Origin of the sequence: Kurthia sp. FSL E2-0154, assembly GCF_038003625.1 — a bacterium.
GTDB classification, from domain to species: Bacteria; Bacillota; Bacilli; order Bacillales_A; family Planococcaceae; genus Kurthia; species Kurthia gibsonii.
On record NZ_JBBOPO010000001.1, the window covers coordinates 1,701,157 to 1,717,316 of the forward strand.

18 protein-coding genes, 1 pseudogene and 1 riboswitch are annotated in these 16,160 nt (G+C 35.8%); of the genes and pseudogenes, 6 read left to right on the forward strand and 13 right to left on the reverse strand.

Going from position 1 to position 16,160, the window contains the following annotated elements:
• Positions 1–31 precede the first annotated feature (31 nt).
• Positions 32–1,228: a methionine adenosyltransferase gene (gene metK / locus MHB75_RS08310; protein WP_141274638.1), complete on the reverse strand. Its 1,197-nt coding sequence runs from the start codon at positions 1,226–1,228 to the stop codon at positions 32–34.
• Between the two features lie 255 nt (positions 1,229–1,483).
• Positions 1,484–1,601, reverse strand: a riboswitch (SAM riboswitch).
• 265 nt (positions 1,602–1,866) lie between these two features.
• Here metK and pckA point away from each other — a divergent pair.
• Complete coding sequence (pckA, locus tag MHB75_RS08315; RefSeq protein ID WP_340997066.1) at positions 1,867–3,453, forward strand: phosphoenolpyruvate carboxykinase (ATP); 1,587 nt, start codon at positions 1,867–1,869, stop codon at positions 3,451–3,453.
• Positions 3,454–3,530: 77 nt separating this feature from the next.
• On the opposite strand, the gene MHB75_RS08320 is transcribed toward pckA, so the two are convergent.
• Positions 3,531–3,866 (reverse strand): GIY-YIG nuclease family protein, encoded by a 336-nt coding sequence (locus MHB75_RS08320; RefSeq protein ID WP_340997067.1) that lies wholly within the window; start codon positions 3,864–3,866, stop codon positions 3,531–3,533.
• A 17-nt stretch (positions 3,867–3,883) separates the two neighbouring features.
• Positions 3,884–4,639, reverse strand: coding sequence for a DUF2087 domain-containing protein (locus tag MHB75_RS08325; RefSeq protein WP_068451662.1), 756 nt, complete (start codon positions 4,637–4,639; stop codon positions 3,884–3,886).
• A gap of 159 nt (positions 4,640–4,798) precedes the next feature.
• Here MHB75_RS08325 and MHB75_RS08330 point away from each other — a divergent pair.
• Positions 4,799–5,810: pseudogene (locus MHB75_RS08330) on the forward strand (IS1595 family transposase).
• A gap of 30 nt (positions 5,811–5,840) precedes the next feature.
• On the opposite strand, the gene MHB75_RS08335 reads toward MHB75_RS08330, so the two are convergent.
• The 5 genes from MHB75_RS08335 to MHB75_RS08355 form a co-directional block, all read right to left on the reverse strand.
• The gene (locus tag MHB75_RS08335) at positions 5,841–6,269 is read right to left on the reverse strand and encodes a hypothetical protein (RefSeq protein ID WP_121177788.1); all 429 of its coding nucleotides are present in this window, start codon (positions 6,267–6,269) and stop codon (positions 5,841–5,843) included.
• Between the two features lie 109 nt (positions 6,270–6,378).
• Complete coding sequence (locus MHB75_RS08340; protein ID WP_068451660.1) at positions 6,379–6,828, reverse strand: hypothetical protein; 450 nt, start codon at positions 6,826–6,828, stop codon at positions 6,379–6,381.
• Between the two features lie 17 nt (positions 6,829–6,845).
• The gene (locus MHB75_RS08345; RefSeq protein ID WP_340998598.1) at positions 6,846–7,610 is read right to left on the reverse strand and encodes an alpha/beta hydrolase family protein; all 765 of its coding nucleotides are present in this window, start codon (positions 7,608–7,610) and stop codon (positions 6,846–6,848) included.
• An 8-nt stretch (positions 7,611–7,618) separates the two neighbouring features.
• On the reverse strand, positions 7,619–8,077 hold the full coding sequence (gene ytkD, locus MHB75_RS08350; RefSeq protein WP_141274634.1) for an RNA deprotection pyrophosphohydrolase: 459 nt from the start codon (positions 8,075–8,077) through the stop codon (positions 7,619–7,621).
• Between the two features lie 98 nt (positions 8,078–8,175).
• Complete coding sequence (locus MHB75_RS08355) at positions 8,176–8,361, reverse strand: putative motility protein (RefSeq protein ID WP_141274633.1); 186 nt, start codon at positions 8,359–8,361, stop codon at positions 8,176–8,178.
• 134 nt (positions 8,362–8,495) lie between these two features.
• Between MHB75_RS08355 and MHB75_RS08360 the strand changes: the two genes are divergently transcribed.
• Positions 8,496–9,518 (forward strand): Cj0069 family protein, encoded by a 1,023-nt coding sequence (locus MHB75_RS08360; protein WP_340997071.1) that lies wholly within the window; start codon positions 8,496–8,498, stop codon positions 9,516–9,518.
• Between the two features lie 86 nt (positions 9,519–9,604).
• Here MHB75_RS08360 and MHB75_RS08365 read toward each other — a convergent pair whose 3' ends face one another.
• Entirely contained in the window at positions 9,605–9,859 is a 255-nt protein-coding gene (locus tag MHB75_RS08365) for a GlsB/YeaQ/YmgE family stress response membrane protein (RefSeq protein WP_068451639.1), read from the reverse strand.
• A gap of 167 nt (positions 9,860–10,026) precedes the next feature.
• On the opposite strand from MHB75_RS08365, the gene yidD reads away from it, so the two are divergent.
• Together yidD and MHB75_RS08375 are read left to right on the forward strand one after the other, a co-directional pair.
• Positions 10,027–10,260 (forward strand): membrane protein insertion efficiency factor YidD, encoded by a 234-nt coding sequence (yidD, locus tag MHB75_RS08370; RefSeq protein ID WP_068451636.1) that lies wholly within the window; start codon positions 10,027–10,029, stop codon positions 10,258–10,260.
• Between the two features lie 88 nt (positions 10,261–10,348).
• Positions 10,349–11,317: a metal ABC transporter solute-binding protein, Zn/Mn family gene (locus MHB75_RS08375; protein ID WP_340997073.1), complete on the forward strand. Its 969-nt coding sequence runs from the start codon at positions 10,349–10,351 to the stop codon at positions 11,315–11,317.
• Positions 11,318–11,510: 193 nt separating this feature from the next.
• On the opposite strand, the gene MHB75_RS08380 is transcribed toward MHB75_RS08375, so the two are convergent.
• Both MHB75_RS08380 and MHB75_RS08385 read right to left on the reverse strand, forming a co-directional pair.
• Entirely contained in the window at positions 11,511–12,206 is a 696-nt protein-coding gene (locus tag MHB75_RS08380; protein ID WP_340997076.1) for an NRDE family protein, read from the reverse strand.
• 110 nt (positions 12,207–12,316) lie between these two features.
• Positions 12,317–12,643 (reverse strand): GlpM family protein, encoded by a 327-nt coding sequence (locus tag MHB75_RS08385; protein WP_340997077.1) that lies wholly within the window; start codon positions 12,641–12,643, stop codon positions 12,317–12,319.
• Between the two features lie 126 nt (positions 12,644–12,769).
• Here MHB75_RS08385 and MHB75_RS08390 point away from each other — a divergent pair, with 126 nt between their 5' ends.
• Complete coding sequence (locus tag MHB75_RS08390; RefSeq protein WP_340997079.1) at positions 12,770–13,657, forward strand: LysR family transcriptional regulator; 888 nt, start codon at positions 12,770–12,772, stop codon at positions 13,655–13,657.
• Between the two features lie 38 nt (positions 13,658–13,695).
• On the opposite strand, the gene MHB75_RS08395 is transcribed toward MHB75_RS08390, so the two are convergent.
• Both MHB75_RS08395 and MHB75_RS08400 read right to left on the reverse strand, forming a co-directional pair.
• Entirely contained in the window at positions 13,696–15,168 is a 1,473-nt protein-coding gene (locus MHB75_RS08395) for an o-succinylbenzoate--CoA ligase (protein ID WP_340997080.1), read from the reverse strand.
• 75 nt (positions 15,169–15,243) lie between these two features.
• The gene (locus MHB75_RS08400; RefSeq protein WP_141274626.1) at positions 15,244–16,158 is read right to left on the reverse strand and encodes a pseudouridine-5'-phosphate glycosidase; all 915 of its coding nucleotides are present in this window, start codon (positions 16,156–16,158) and stop codon (positions 15,244–15,246) included.
• Positions 16,159–16,160 lie beyond the last annotated feature (2 nt).

Consider the following 16,160-nt stretch of genomic DNA (forward strand, 5'->3'; position numbering starts at 1 on the left):
GTTTTTGCATGACTCCTACCATTTTACTTTATTATTTTAAAAGTTTTGCTTTTAATGCATCTGCTTTGTCTGTTGCTTCCCATGGAACATTTAAATCTGTACGTCCAAAATGTCCATAAGCTGCTGTTTGTTTATATATAGGACGGCGTAAATCAAGCATTTTAATAATACCTGCTGGACGTAAGTCAAATAATTCACGAACAGCTTCTACAAGTTCTGCTTCTGTTACTTTGCCTGTGCCGAATGTATCGATTGCGATTGATACAGGTTGTGCTACACCGATTGCGTATGCTAGCTGTACTTCTGCTTTATCTGCAAGACCAGCAGCTACGATATTTTTCGCTACATAGCGTGCTGCATAAGCACCTGAACGGTCAACTTTTGTAGCATCTTTACCAGAGAATGCACCACCACCATGACGTGCATAACCACCGTAAGTATCAACAATAATTTTACGACCTGTTAAACCTGCATCACCTTTTGGTCCACCAATTACAAAGCGACCTGTTGGATTAATAAAGTATTTTGTATCTACATCTAATAGTTCAGCCGGTACAACTTCCGCAATCACATGTTTACGAAGATCTTCATTGATTTGTTCTAATGTTACTTCCTCATCATGTTGTGTTGAGATAACGATTGTATCCACACGTACAGGGTGGTTATTTTCATCGTATTCTACCGTTACTTGTGTTTTACCATCTGGACGTAAATACTTTAATAATCCTGATTTACGAACTTCTGTTAAGCGACGTGATAATTTATGCGCTAGACTAATTGGTAGCGGCATTAGTTCAGGTGTTTCATTATTTGCATAACCGAACATTAAACCTTGGTCGCCAGCACCGATTGCTTCGATATCTTCATCTGTCATGCTTCCTTCACGTGCTTCTAAAGCTTGGTCTACACCTTGTGCGATATCAGGTGACTGTTCACCGATTGCCACAAGTACAGCTAGGTTTTCTGCATCAAAACCATATTTACCACGTGTATAACCGATTTCTTGAACTGTTTCACGAACAATTCCTTTAATATCTACATATGTAGATGTTGTAATTTCTCCTGCTACTAACACAAGTCCTGTTGTAACAGTTGTTTCACATGCCACACGAGCATTTGGATCTTTTGCGATGATTGCATCTAAAATCGCATCTGAAATTTGGTCACAAATTTTATCAGGGTGTCCTTCCGTAACACTTTCTGATGTAAATAATCGACGTTGAGCCATAATTGGTTTCCTCCTATACGAGATCGCCTCGAAAAAAGATACGGTACTCTTTATCCATGTGTGTTCCTTCTATATTATTGTAGAAAAAACTCCAAGCCAGCCTATGCTGCTTTTTACACGAGGATTTTTTTATAGAAAGTGCCAGTATATACGTAATAAAAAGATGGTTTTTTCCACCACCATATATTTTGAAATAAAAAAACCCTCTCACTCATACAGTATGAGAGAAAGGGGTTATTTCGTAAGCACCTTTCACTCTTATCGTTCAAGGAATGAATCCTTGCATTCAGATTAGCACCAGCGCATCTCGTGAAATGAAATGCAGGTTGCCGGGTTTCGTAGGGCCTGACCCTCCACCAGCTCGGGATAAGAGTATCCGTTCATAGCCTATGTTAGTAGAATTATACGTCGATGTCAACCTCAATTTGAATATGACTTAAATGTTATACCTATATAGAGCGTTTTAAATAAAGTATATATATAATTTGTCCTAAACATGGTAAAATGTTAAAAAAATAAAAAAACATATCATATTAGTATAGACTAATTCTTTTAATGTGTTATACTAATTCCATAAATGATGACTAACCACATTTGTGGGTACAATAAATACGAAAAAAGGATGGTATATACACATTATGAATTCAGTAGAAATGATGAATGAACTGAACACACTTCTATCAGGTAATAACATTAAAGAACAACTAACTGTTCCAGAACTAGTTGAAAAAGCAACATCTCGCGGTGAAGCGATTTTAACAGTTGATGGTGCATTACGTGCTAACACAGGTAAATACACAGGTCGTTCTCCTAAAGATAAGTTTATGGTTGAAGAAGCGTCTTCAAAAGATCATATTGATTGGGGTTCAGTAAACCGTCCAATCTCATCTGAAGTATTTGATGCCCTTTATACAAAAGTAATTAATTATCTTAAAGAAAAAGAAGAAGTGTTCGTATTCAAAGGTTTTGCTGGTGCTGACGCTGAAACACGTTTAGCAATCCGCGTTGTAAATGAATATGCTTGGCATAATCTGTTTGCACATAATCTATTCATTCGTCCAACAGAAGAAGAAGCTGCAAACCATATTGCTGATTTCACAATCGTATCAGCTCCAACATTCCATGCAGACCCAATTGTAGACGGTACAGAATCAGAAACATTTATTATGGTTTCACTTGAAAAGAAAATCATCTTAATCGGCGGTACAGAATATGCTGGAGAAATGAAAAAATCAATCTTTGGTATTATGAACTACTTATTACCACAACAAGGTATTTTATCAATGCATTGCTCAGCAAACGTTGGTGAAAAAGGTGATACAACTTTATTCTTCGGACTTTCTGGTACAGGTAAAACTACTTTATCTGCAGACGCAAATCGTAAATTAGTTGGTGACGATGAGCATGGTTGGTCAGATAATGGCGTGTTCAACATTGAAGGTGGTTGCTATGCAAAAACAATCAACCTTTCAGCTGAAAAAGAACCTGAAATTTATAACGCAATTCGTTTCGGTACAGTACTTGAAAACGTAGTAGTAGATGAAAAAACACGTATCCCAGATTATGATGATGAAACACCTACTCAAAATACACGTGCTGCTTATCCGATTACGAATATTGATAATATCGTATTACCATCTGTTGCAGGTCACCCAAATACAATCATCTTCTTAACTGCAGATGCATTTGGCGTATTACCTCCAATCTCTAAATTAACAAAAGAACAAGCAATGTATCACTTTATCTCTGGTTTCACTTCAAAAACACCTGGTACAGAACGTGGTGTTGTAGAACCAGAACCAGTATTCTCTACTTGCTTCGGTTCTCCATTCTTACCATTACCAGCAACAGTATATGCTGAAATGTTAGGTAAGAAAATTGATGAACATAATGTTAATGTATTCCTAGTAAACACTGGTTGGACTGGTGGTTCATTCGGTACAGGTACACGTATGAAACTTTCTTATACACGTGCGATGGTTAATGCTGCAATCGAAGGTAAATTAAATGATGTACCAACTGAAAAAGATGCATTCTTCGGTTTAGCAATTCCAACTTCAATTGAAGGCGTACCAACTGAATTATTAAATCCTCGTAATGCTTGGGCTGATAAAGATGCTTATGACATCAAAGCAACACAACTGGCTGGTATGTTCCACGAGAACTTCAAAAAATTCGGTAAAGTGGCCGAAGATATCGCAACAAAAGGCGCTCCTTTAGTTTAAGATTAGTTACACCCAAATATCATATGGTTTAAATAGAAAAGAGGCTCTTTCCCAAAGAGAGCCTCTTTTATTTTTGTTTAATTTAATGAAATTGTATGACCTAATTGATTTTCCCACTTTTGTTGTGTTTGTTCTAAAGCTTTTTTCATTCCTAGTTCATCGACTAGATCTCCCTTTATCACTTCTCGAATAGTATATTCAAAGGATGACTCTCCTTGCTCTTTCCATGATTGCTGTAAATTTTTGTGCATATGTGTTCCGGTATTTAATTGAAAAATAATTCCATTCAATCGTTTTAGATTATTTAATGAACCGATATATATGTCTCCAGTTTGCTTATTTGTAATCGTATAAATACCTGCTTCAATTTTTATTTCTTTATACTGCTCTTTTAATATTTTTCGTTGATCCATTCCATTCATCTCTTTTCTTATTTTTTCACCCAATAAGCACTACCATCATTTTCTCGGTCTACAAAACCATATTCAATTAAATAACGACGAATTGTTACATAATCCGGATCATATTTAGCAATCGCTGCATTTAATTCTTGCTCTGTATATCTTTTCGTTTGATCAAGCATCGATGTAATTGCGCGTAATACGATTACTTTTTGCTTCTGTTTTTTGGGGAAGCGCACTAATTGTCCCTCTAAACCATTCGGGAAAAGTTTTCTTAGTACTTCTTCTTCCTCCTCACGCGTTACATGATAGCGTTCATCTACCATTGTAGCTGTTGCATGGATTGGCACATATTCCACTGGATTCTCCTCCTGTTCTTTTAATAAAGTCATCATCGCTAAAAATGTTTTTGCTTGGCGCTCTTTTTCTCTCAATGCAAAACGATATTGGCGAATTGTAGAGGCACTACCAATCGCTAATTCTTGCTGAATTTGCTGATCTGTTTTACCTTCATAAAAAGCTTTCATTACATGGCTTTGTTGTTCTGTTAACCCCGTCATTTTTTTATTAAGCTGAATAAAATAATGAAAAGGTGATTGATGTTGCGTTTGAATATGAACTTCCATATATTTTTGTGCTTCTAATAAACGCTCATTGTGTGGGTAAATAATGCCCTTTTCAATAACATCACCACAAAAAATACATGTATAGCTTTGTTCATCTTCTATAAAACCTTTTACTAATTGTTCAACAGTCGCCTGCTCAAATATATCTTTCTCCATCATACACCTCCTATTTATATAAACAATATAACATTTTGTTTATAAATTTGTAAACTTAAATTTAAAACGTTTATTAAAAAAGGCTGTTTTCGCATAAATTGTTGCTTTCTTGGGTATAGGTATAAAGAGTAAGACATTATAGTTTTTAAGGAGGCATAGATTATGTGGCTAGATGTTTATGAGGATTTTAGTGAATTAAGTAAATCGGAACAGTTAGCACTATTTGAAGCAATGAAGCAAGATTTATTTCCAGAAGAACCGAATAAAATTGTTGAAATTCTTAAAAACATTCGTGAAGCACGATTTTCTTCGGGGTTAGGCTGTGTTCATTGCGGTAGTACAGATGTTAAACGGAATGGTAAATATCGCAGTCGCCAACGCTATCTATGCAAAGATTGTGGGAAGTCGTTTAATGATATGACGAATACACCCATTCTCAGGCTCGCGTTATCCTGAAAAATGGGTTAAATATATCGAACTTATGGTTGAAGGATATACGCTACCTAAAATTGCTGACAAACTTCAAATCCACATTTCTACCGCATTTTATTGGCGACATAAAATCTTATACGCATTGAGTAGTCTTGGTTTTAACCAATTACAAGGTATCGTTGAGAGTGACGAAACATTCTTTCGTGAATCCTTAAAAGGTCATCGTCAAATTAGCCATAGAAAACCTAAAAAGCGTGGAGAAAAAGATGAAAAAAGAGGGATTTCCAATCTTAAAATTGCTGTTGTAGTTGCACAAGACCGTATTGGAAATATAGTTGCTCGAAAAGCAGGCACAGGTCGTGTTAAGGCAGAGGAAATAGATATGGCAATAGGGGGATATATTGACGCTTCTGCTTTACTATGTACAGATACAGCAACTAACTATAAGAAGTTTGCAAAAATTAAAGGGTTACAACACGAAACGGTAAATGAGCGATTAAAACAACGAGTGAGAAAAGGGATTTTCCACATCCAGCACGTAAACAATTTTCATAATCGTTTAAAAGGTTGGATGGAACGCTTTAAGGGTGTAGGAACTCGTTATTTAGACAATTATCTTTATTGGTTCCGTTGGCTTGAAATAGGGAAACATTTAGCATTTGACAAGAGGATAGAACAAATGCTTATTTCAGCCTGTCAAAAATCTAATTATAAAACTGTTGAATTGCTTAAAAGTGCATAATAAAAGACCTCTAAAATCGAGGTCAAATTATTATTTTTGGTCTGATAATTCTTCTCCAACAAGTATTTTAAAGAGTTCTGCTGACGTATCCGTATCTAATTGAATATATTTACTTTCAGCGTCTATAACGAGTTCCACTTTATCTTTGCTCGGACTTATCCAAAGTTCATATGATACCGCTTTTTCTTCAGAGTTTTTAAATTGAAATATGAACCTGTAATCAGCAGGGTAAGCCATATTTACTTTTGCATTTTCCCAATCAATATCATTTAAAATACTTTTCACTTTTTTAACCTGTTCAGTACCCGTGATTTCTTTGAAGTCTTCATATTTATTTTCTTCACCAATTCGATTTTGAACTTTTATATATTGTTCTTCATTTTCTATTACGTTTGAACATCCTACTAAAAAGATTGATACTATCCCAAAAAGTGCAATAAAGTATTTTATTTTTTTCATAACACCTTCTCCTTTATATATTAGACGGTTAAAATTGGAAAAAATTTCATATTAATTATAGCATATTAAAAAAAACAACAAACTTTACGAAAACAGCCTAAAAAATTAATTAATCTTGTTCATCTTTTACAAACACGGCATTCGCATTTCCTTCTTGGAAAAGCTCAATGACTGGCTGTGCGTCTTCGATCGATATTTGATTAAAAATCACTTCTGTACCATAATCACGAATCTCTAATCTTTCAACACCTTCACAATCTGTAAAAGTCATCATAAACCATTTTAATTTTCGTCCATCATATGAATCATCTCGCAAAAATAAAAAATGTTCCTTTGTGAGTTCAATTGAATGAATATGCACAAGTCCTTCTTGTTGTGTATTCTCTGCTACTGCGTGTAGCTCATGAATTTGCTTAGTTTCTTCATTCCAACATTGTACTTGTACCTCTGCTAATTTCACTGCGTATCGATTCCATAATCGTTCCCAATACCAATAATTTTTTGAAAAAGGTGTATGACCATTTTGATTAATATCAATTTTCGCACGAAAATAACCCACTCATATTCACCCTTCCATCATTGTCTTTTCATCCACTGTAGTGCTTTTACAAGAACCTGATGGTTTAATTTACCCGGAAAGAAATGATTCAACTCAGGATAGTACCATGTCTCTATTCTTTTATGATGTTTTTTTAGCAACTTTTCTAACAGATGTGCATGTGTCACTCGAACATTCAAATCTTTTTCACCATGAATAACTAAGACTGGTGCATGAATATGTTCTAATTGTTTTAAAGCAGAGCGCTTATTATAAATATCAGGCACACGACTCGGTGTACCACCAATTACTCGTTTCATCATACGACGCATATCGACTCGTTCTTCATACGTTAATTCTAATGACGACACACCTCCCCATGTGACCACAGAGGTTATATCATCTCGTAAAATAGCTGTCCATAACGCCATAATTCCACCGCGTGAGAATGCAAATAGATGAATTTTTGAAGAGTTATATCGACTTTTTAGTACATCTACTCCATGAACAGCATCATATACATCTACTCCACCAAATTGATCCTTGCCTTCTCCACCACGGTTTCCTCGGTAATAAGGTGCAAAAACAACAAAACCTTGTGACGCAATTTCAGCAATTCTTGCAGGACGTACCATACCGATTGACTGAATACCACCACGTAAATAAAGAACTCCTTCATAATCGCCTTTTTGTACGGGTTCTGCTAGCATTCCTTTCACGCGAACCCCCTCAGACCAATACGTAATTTCTGTTAATCGAATATGTGGACTAGGTGATGGATAAATTCGTTCCGTTACAATCATGGCATTCTTCACACGCGTTCGCTCTCCTTCTCTAGCATCTTCTTCATTCCAGCATCTTTCATATAAAAACTTAAATGCTCTTCATTCATTAAATCTTCTGTTGGACAAAGAACAGCCCCTAATGTTTCGTATCTTTTGAAATCTTCATCTAGCGACTGTACTTCTGCTGTATACACTGCTTTTACAAAAGGTTCTTCACACTGCACATAATAAGAAGCAAACCACTCAATGTTCGTAAGGGTAGCTCCTGTTTCTTCATACACTTCACGAATAACTGCTTCTGTTAAGGTTTCTCCTACCTCTACTTTGCCACCCGGAAATTCAAGTCCTCTTTTTGGATGATTCGTTAATAGCCACTGATTTTGTTTTTTAGCTAATATTAAAATATGCGTCGGTTCTATTTCAAATGCCTCTTTTTTAAAAGATAAAGTGACACCATAACCATTTAAATCTGTAAATTTAAACAAGAAAATCACTCCCTTATACAAAGTGTAACGAAAAATACATAGAGAAACAACGATACAAAAAAGAGTATCGCGTATTAAGCCATACTCTTACTTTGTCTTTATACTGACATATCAAATAACTGACCTCGATTCGGATCTTGTGCGACTGGATTTTCTGACATTGTTTCAATTAGAGCTGTTGCATTTTGCTCTTGAAAATCCATTGCTTTTCCCACAACACTAAGCTGTACTTGCTGTTGTAATTGCATCGCTGATAAAGCAGATGACATTGCTGCTACGTCCATTTTTACACCTCTTTTACATTCGTGCCCTTGTCTTTAATTATACATATTTTTTTACAAAATATACTATACCACCTTTACATAAACAGTGTATATTAATCTAGCAAGAAAAAAAGCAAAAGGAGGCTATATGAATAATGAAAAAAATCATTATTTTCGAGGTACAAGGCGGCAGCGACAAAGGTCCAGACGGTTATAGAAAAGATACGATGCCCATGGTACAAGCTTTACAACAACGTGGATTTGAAGCAGAGGTTGTTTTCTATGATTTTGAACGCCAACAAGAGATTTTAAACGACGTTTTAGAAAATGCCTGTGCATATGTATCGCGTATTAATCCCGGGAACTTAAAGCATGAATCAGCATACTTTTCTATGCTACGCCAGCTTTGTGAAAATGGCATAATCGGTATGCCACATCCAGACGCTATGATTGGCTATGGCGCAAAAGATGCCCTTGTTAAATTAACGAATACGTCACTCGTGCCAAAAGACACGTATGCATATTATTCATTACAGGAGCTATTCGAGCAATTTCCTTCATCACTAGCAAAAGGCGAACGTGTATTAAAACAAAATCGTGGATCTACAGGCGAAGGTATCTGGCGAGTTTCACTAGTTGATGAAGGCGAAGTTCCACATGCAAAATCAAAAATTAAGTGTACAGAAGCAAAAGATAACCATGTGGAATATTGGGAACTCAGAGACTTTATGTATTTCTGCGAACAATATATTACAGGTGATAATGGTATGCTTGTTGATATGCCGTTCTTACCACGTATTAAAGAAGGCGAAATTCGTTTATTAATGTTAAAAGATTGCCCAATTAATGTTGTGCATAAAAAGCCTCAAGACCATGAAGATGCTTTTAGTGCTACATTATTTTCTGGTGCTGCCTATCGTTATGATTCACCAGAAGAATGGCAAGAGCTTGTAACATCATTTTTAATGCAGTTACCTGATGTTACAAAACAGTTAGGCGGTTATGATTTACCATTACTTTGGACTGCCGACTTCATTTTAGATACGAATCCAGATGGAACAGATTGCTATATACTTGGTGAGATGAACTGTTCATGTGTTGGATTTACTTCTGAACTTGAACTAGCTCATGATATTGCAGAAGCAATTATCGACCGAGTGGCTACTTCAGCACATTAAAAAAGAGGCTAAGCTTTAAACTTAGCCTCCCTTCTTTTCAAACTCTTAGAGAGTATAATGGGTTTTTAAACAAAAGAAATGAATAATTACTTCTTAGCTGTAGCTCTCATAATAAAGCTGACAATTAAGATTAAAATAATACTACCGATTAATGCTGGGAATACGTAGAATTTACTTACTTGCCATCCCCAATCTCCTAGTAATACACTACCAAGCCATGCACCGACAATACCTGCTAGAATATTTCCTAGAATACCACCAGGCACATCTCTTTTAACAATAAGTCCTGCTAGCCAACCCAAGATTCCCCCTATAATGATGTACCAAAGAAATGAAAACATAATACCCTTCTCCTCTCATATATAGGTTCTATAATCTATTTCCTAAAAGTTGCTAGTCTAAACATTTTTATTTAATTTTTTTTAAAATCATTCTATTGGGGATTTTTTAAAAAATCGAGTATACTAAAAGAAGGTATTCTAAGTTCATAATAGAAAGAAGTTTGATGATGAAACAAATTTTTATTTTCCTATTTCGTGTTTATCAAAAAGTGATTTCTCCTTTAAAACCGCCTAGTTGCCGCTTCTATCCCACATGTTCTAACTATGGAATTGAAGCGATGCGTAAACATGGTGCAATCAAAGGCACGATTTTAACTGTATATCGTATTCTACGCTGTCAACCGTTCTCAAAAGGCGGTTATGATCCTGTACCAGAAGAATGGCCATCGAAAAAAAAATAATTTCGATGGTTTTTCTATTGTCAAAAAGTATTTTTTCTAGTATATTCATAAGAGTAAATCGTAACCATTACTATTTAAGGAGGAAATTATGAAGAAACTCTCACTACTTTTACTCGTAGCTATTTTAACTATTTTTACAGCAGCGTGTGGTAATACAGAAAAAGAAAACAACGCTTCGAAAAATCAAATCAAAATTTATACTACCGTCTATCCTTTACAATATTTCGCAGAAAGAATTGGTGGCGATCACGTCAATGTATCATCAATTTATCCACCTGGTTCAAACGAGCATACATTTGAGCCAACACAAAAAGACATGATTGCATTAGCAGATGCAGATTTATTCTTTTATATTGGTTTAGGTCTAGAAGGTTTTGTAAGTAATGCACAAAAAACATTAAAAAATGAAAGTGTTAAAATGGTAGAAACAACAAAAGATGTACCCGAGAGCGCTTTAGATGTAAGTACTGCTTCAAAAGAGCATGATCATGATGAACATGAAGGTGAAGCACATGAAGATGAACATGACCACGGTGGTGTTGATCCGCACGTATGGTTATCTCCTATTATTTCACAAGATTTAGCAAAATCGATTAAAGATAGCCTTGTTCAAAAAGATGCGACTCATAAAGCGGATTACGAAAAAAATTATGAAGCATTGATTAAAGACTTGAAAGATTTAAATACAGACTATAAAGAAATGGCTGACAATGCGAAACGTAAAGAGTTCTTTGTTTCACATGCAGCATTCGGCTATATTGCTGGGACATATGGTTTAAAACAAGAATCAATTGCAGGATTAAATTCACAAGATGAACCTTCTCAAAAAGAATTAACAAAAATTGCAGATGAAGCGAAAAAAGATAATATTCAATATATCTTATTCGAACAGAATGTATCTTCTAAACTTGCAGAAGTATTAAAGAATGATATTGGTGCTGAGAGTTTAACAGTTAATAACTTGAGTGTTTTAACAAAAGAAGATATCGCTGCGAAAAAAGATTATGTATCGATTATGAAAGAAAACTTAGAAACATTTAAAAAAGCGTTACAATAATAAAATAAGTGTTAAACATCTTCTCATATGAGCATAAAAAAACGAAATCGCATCGTAATGCGGTTTCGTTTTTTTTCGTTACAAACCCTAAAAGAGCGAATGAAATATTTTATCAAAGCCTCTTTATGCATTTACTCGCAATTTAATCCATTCATGCACACGAGTTGTCGCTATCCCCTGCTCATACGTTTGTTCAAAAAAATTCGATTTCATCTTTCATCAAACGAAGTACAGTCGTACAACGTGTGCCGTAACCTTCTCGTTTGATAAAGATTGAAGATAAATCTCGTTCTAACAAGAGACCTGCTCCTGTATTAGGTAATCGTTCATCATTCGGCTTTATATCATCTAATCCAATCTGCGCAAGTTCTTCTGTTGTAGCTTGTTGTTCTAATTGATGCGCAACTAACATCTTCATGCGCTCTAATTTTGGCCATGGTGTATTCAATGTCGCATTACTTACACAATGAATACCAGGTTCAATTGTATGTAACACATTTTCGATATTATTATAATGCATGAATGTTTCACCGTCGTAAACAAGTACATTCATTGCACCGTAACGTGTGCGTTCTTGCTGAATTGCTTCCAAGAAGGCTTCTGGATATTCAGTGCCTGCCACAAAATTTTTGACAATTTCACCACGCGACTTCTCACCTACAGGATCCATTGAAAAGTCACGATAATTTGTGACAGCGGCGAAGCGCCCATTTTCTTGAACTGCAAGCCAGCCACCCATCTTTTCTAAATCACGCCCACCAAATATATTCGGCTCATCTTCCCAGAAAGCAGCTTCTTTTGCTGGTCTTTCATAGAATTCATCGCGGTTGGCTACAACAATGAGTGGCTGATTTTCTACTACTTTATAAGCAAATGTAATGATACACATCATTTTCAACTCCTTGAATAATGTACGTTCTTTCTACACCATAACCGAAATTTCTCCTATAAGTCAAAATTAAAAAAGTGGGCTTAAGTTCCCCCCACCTAAGCTCACTTTTATGCTACTATTAATTTCGAACCGAACATATACATCACATATAGACCAATTCCCATTAAGACAGCTGTTGAAGGCTTGAAATGGCTCGAAAAAATATAAATTGCCACAATCAGAATGACCATACCTACTGCACCGATAATACCATTTCGTTGCGTTTCATGAAAGGACTCTTGTGACATATGCTGAACTTGCAGTTTTAAATTAAGCAATGTCAAAATCGGTAGTAATGTAATGACTCCTGATAAGAATAAATATTTCGATTGACTTAAAATCGTAGCGAGCAGCATAACTGAACCGCCAATGATGAATTGGATGACATACCCCATATGTTTGAAATCTCCCTTTGTGTTTTGTAAATGTCGTTTCTCTTGTATTGTAATTTCATATTTAATATAAGTAAATTGAATTTATTATATAGTTAACATTACATTTTTCTATAGTTAGGTGATTACATGAGTATTTTAAAATTAAAAGCATACATTGCAGCTGTAAAATTTGGTTCATTGACGAAAGCGGCAGAAGCACTTGATTATACGCAACCAAGCATCAGTCATATGATTCATTCATTAGAAGATGATTATGGTTTTTCGTTATTAACACGTAGCAAAAGTGGTGTGACCCCCACTGATAATGGGCTTGAGCTTCTTCCAATCATGCAAGATATCGTACAACGCTATGAACATCTCTCTGAAGCCGTTTGTGCCATTCATGGTTTAGATGTCGGGGCAATTCGGATTGGCGCTTATACGTCCATCTGCGTTCATTGGATGCCTTATTTATTAAAGGAATTCCATAAAAGTTATCCTAAAATTGATATTCATTTATTTGAAGGAAACTCAGATGAGATCCATGCATGGCTTGAAGAAGGCCATATTGATTTTGCAATTAGCACAATTCAGCGTCCAGAAGAATTTCACTTTTTACCACTCATGGAAGATCGCATGATGGCAATTCTTCCTGAAAATCATACACTTGCAGAAAATCATACGTTTTCAATTGAGCAATTTGCAGAAGAACCTTGTATTATTCCATATGAAGATACACATAAGGATGTACAACGTATTTTTAAACAAGCAAATGTTAAGCCAAATATTGCGTATCAAATTCGTGGTGATGAAGCAATTATTGCCATGGTTAAACAAGGCCTTGGTATCTCTTTATTATCAGAGCTACTCATTCAAGACCACGCTGATGATATGATAAGCCTACCTCTTGAACCAAACCATGTTCGTACACTCGGCATTACATCAAAAGACGATTTAAAAAGTTTGTCACCTGCTTCCAAAAAATTCATTCCATTCATGCAAGAGTGGCTTAAAAAACAAAAAAATGCATACTAAAAGAGGAATCGTATAAAAATGATTCCTCTTTTTCAATATTATTTTGGTATTAATTCCAGTAATTTACGACGAAGTAATTTTCCTGTACCATTTCGCGGTAATTCTTCGACGAAATGAATTTGTTTGGGTAGTTTATATTTCGCTAATTTATCTTCGCAAAAGGCTAAAATCGTTTCTGCATTCAATGTTGTCTCTTTTGACATAATAAAGGCAGCCGGAACTTGTCCCCATATCTCATCTTGGACACCACATACACCAACTGCGGCAATATGCGGATGCCCTGCTAATACATTTTCAATTTCAGCTGGATAAATATTTTCTCCACCTGAGATAATTAAATCTGAACGACGATCTGCTACATAAAGGTAACCTTCATCATCAAAATAGCCAATATCTCCTGTGTGTAAAAAACCGTCTACCTGTGTTTTAATATGAGCATGTTGTCCAACATAACCTGGTGTCACACTGTCTCCTCTTACACAAATCTCTCCATGGTCAAATGGTCTTTCTGCTCCTGCAATACAAATTTCGTTAAACATCAGTGGTTTTCCAACAGAACCCACTTTACGAAGCGCGTCTTTACTGGAGAGTGTCGCTACTTGGCTTGCTGTTTCCGTCATGCCGTATGTTTGCGCTACACGTAGACCAATGGCTTCTGCACGTGTTAAATAGCTTTTGGGAACAGGACCACCACCTACTAATAGTAATTGGAACTTTGGTGATACCCGCTGTTCTTGGTCTTCAATATAAGACACTAACTTCTCTAACATGACCGCGACAGCTGACATACGAGTCGCTGTACCTTCAATTAATTGTGTCGCTACTTCTTCGACTGTATATTTCTCATACAAATCTAGTCGAACACCATGTAAAATACATTTGCACAGCATAGAGAACCCGCTAATATGGAAAATAGGGACTGTACAAATCCATGCTTCATCTTCTACTAAACCTGTATTATAAAGTGCTGAAGTCGCACTCGCCATATGATTACCAATCGTTTGACGAACACCCTTTGGTTTACTAGTTGTACCTGATGTGTACATAATCGTCATTGTTTCATCTCGTGACCAATGTTTAATTACCTCTGCCTTTTCTTGTGAGGTCATTAAATCAGAAAATAGAATTTGCAATTTATGCGTAGAAGGTAATTGTTCTACTAAATCGTCATCCACAAGTAATGCATCTACTTGTGCATCCTGAATTTGATAAGCAAGCTCTGCTTCTGTTAATCGTAAATTTAATAACACCATCTCGATACGCAATTGCATACATGCAAAAATCGTCCGAATAAGATGCGGTGTTGACCGCCCAAAAATGGCAACGCGTTGTCCTTCATGTAAACCGGCAGCTTTTATAGCACCAGCATAATATTTTGATTGTTCGGATAGCTGTTCATACGTCCATTTCTCATCTTGAAAAGTTAATGCTACACGATGAGGTGTTAATGACGTGCGTTGCTCAATCCAGTTTGGTATCATTTTTTTCATCCCTAACTCTATTGTTTTCATCCTTTCTTATTCTAATACGAAACATGTGAAATACAAAACGGAAACCCCTCAAATCGAAAGGTTTCCGTTCGTATATTATTTTGTTTTATTTAATTCAACTGCGATTTGAGCACCGATATGCGCATTGTGTTTTACTAATGCAATGTTAGCTACTAGGCTCTTACCTTCTGTTAACTCTTTTACTTTACCTAATAAGAATGGCGTAACTGATTTACCTTGAATATTATTTTCTTCTGCTTCTTTTAATGCTTCATGAATAATATTTGTAATGAAGTCATGGTCTAATGCATCTTCTTCTGGGATTGGGTTAGCGATTACCGCGCCACCAGCCATATTTAAGTTCCATTTTGTACGTAAAGTTGCTGCAACTTCTGCAGGTGTATCTTGACGGAAGTTTACATCAAATCCTGATTTACGTGTGAAGAATGCTGGTAATTCGTCTGTACCGTATCCAATAACAGGCACACCTTTTGTTTCTAAGAATTCAAGTGTTAAACCAATATCTAAAATTGATTTTGCACCTGCACATACAACACCTACTTTAGAAGTTGCTAATTCTTCTAAGTCAGCTGAAATATCCATTGTTGTTTCTGCGCCGCGGTGAACGCCACCAATACCACCTGTTACGAATAACTCGATTCCTGCTAATTCAGCTGCAATCATTGTTGCCGCTACTGTTGTTGCACCGATTTTTTTCGTTGCGATTAAGTATGGAATATCACGACGAGAAGCTTTTGCTACATTATCCGCATTACCGAACATTTCTAATTCTTCATCTGATAAACCGATTTTGATTTTACCGTCGATAATTGCGATTGTTGCTGGAACTGCACCATATTCACGAATGATTTGTTCTACTTCACGTGCTGTTTGTACATTTTGTGGGTAGGGCATACCGTGTGAGATAATTGTTGATTCCAATGCAACGATAGCTTTACCAGCGTCCATTCCTTCTTGTACTTCTTTTGATAATTCGATGTATTGTTTCATAA

Bases quoted from the DNA above. Each gene is read 5' to 3' on its own strand.
- metK (WP_141274638.1), bottom strand. From the start codon at position 1,228: ATGGCTCAACGTCGATTATTTACATCAGAAAGTGTTACGGAAGGACAC.
- pckA (WP_340997066.1), top strand. From the start codon at position 1,867: ATGAATTCAGTAGAAATGATGAATGAACTGAACACACTTCTATCAGGT.
- MHB75_RS08320 (WP_340997067.1), bottom strand. From the start codon at position 3,866: ATGGATCAACGAAAAATATTAAAAGAGCAGTATAAAGAAATAAAAATT.
- MHB75_RS08325 (WP_068451662.1), bottom strand. From the start codon at position 4,639: ATGATGGAGAAAGATATATTTGAGCAGGCGACTGTTGAACAATTAGTA.
- MHB75_RS08335 (WP_121177788.1), bottom strand. From the start codon at position 6,269: ATGAAAAAAATAAAATACTTTATTGCACTTTTTGGGATAGTATCAATC.
- MHB75_RS08345 (WP_340998598.1), bottom strand. From the start codon at position 7,610: ATGATTGTAACGGAACGAATTTATCCATCACCTAGTCCACATATTCGA.
- MHB75_RS08355 (WP_141274633.1), bottom strand. From the start codon at position 8,361: ATGGACGTAGCAGCAATGTCATCTGCTTTATCAGCGATGCAATTACAA.
- MHB75_RS08360 (WP_340997071.1), top strand. From the start codon at position 8,496: ATGAAAAAAATCATTATTTTCGAGGTACAAGGCGGCAGCGACAAAGGT.
- MHB75_RS08365 (WP_068451639.1), bottom strand. From the start codon at position 9,859: ATGTTTTCATTTCTTTGGTACATCATTATAGGGGGAATCTTGGGTTGG.
- yidD (WP_068451636.1), top strand. From the start codon at position 10,027: ATGAAACAAATTTTTATTTTCCTATTTCGTGTTTATCAAAAAGTGATT.
- MHB75_RS08375 (WP_340997073.1), top strand. From the start codon at position 10,349: ATGAAGAAACTCTCACTACTTTTACTCGTAGCTATTTTAACTATTTTT.
- MHB75_RS08380 (WP_340997076.1), bottom strand. From the start codon at position 12,206: ATGTGTATCATTACATTTGCTTATAAAGTAGTAGAAAATCAGCCACTC.
- MHB75_RS08385 (WP_340997077.1), bottom strand. From the start codon at position 12,643: ATGGGGTATGTCATCCAATTCATCATTGGCGGTTCAGTTATGCTGCTC.
- MHB75_RS08390 (WP_340997079.1), top strand. From the start codon at position 12,770: ATGAGTATTTTAAAATTAAAAGCATACATTGCAGCTGTAAAATTTGGT.
- MHB75_RS08395 (WP_340997080.1), bottom strand. From the start codon at position 15,168: ATGAAAACAATAGAGTTAGGGATGAAAAAAATGATACCAAACTGGATT.
- MHB75_RS08400 (WP_141274626.1), bottom strand. From the start codon at position 16,158: ATGAAACAATACATCGAATTATCAAAAGAAGTACAAGAAGGAATGGAC.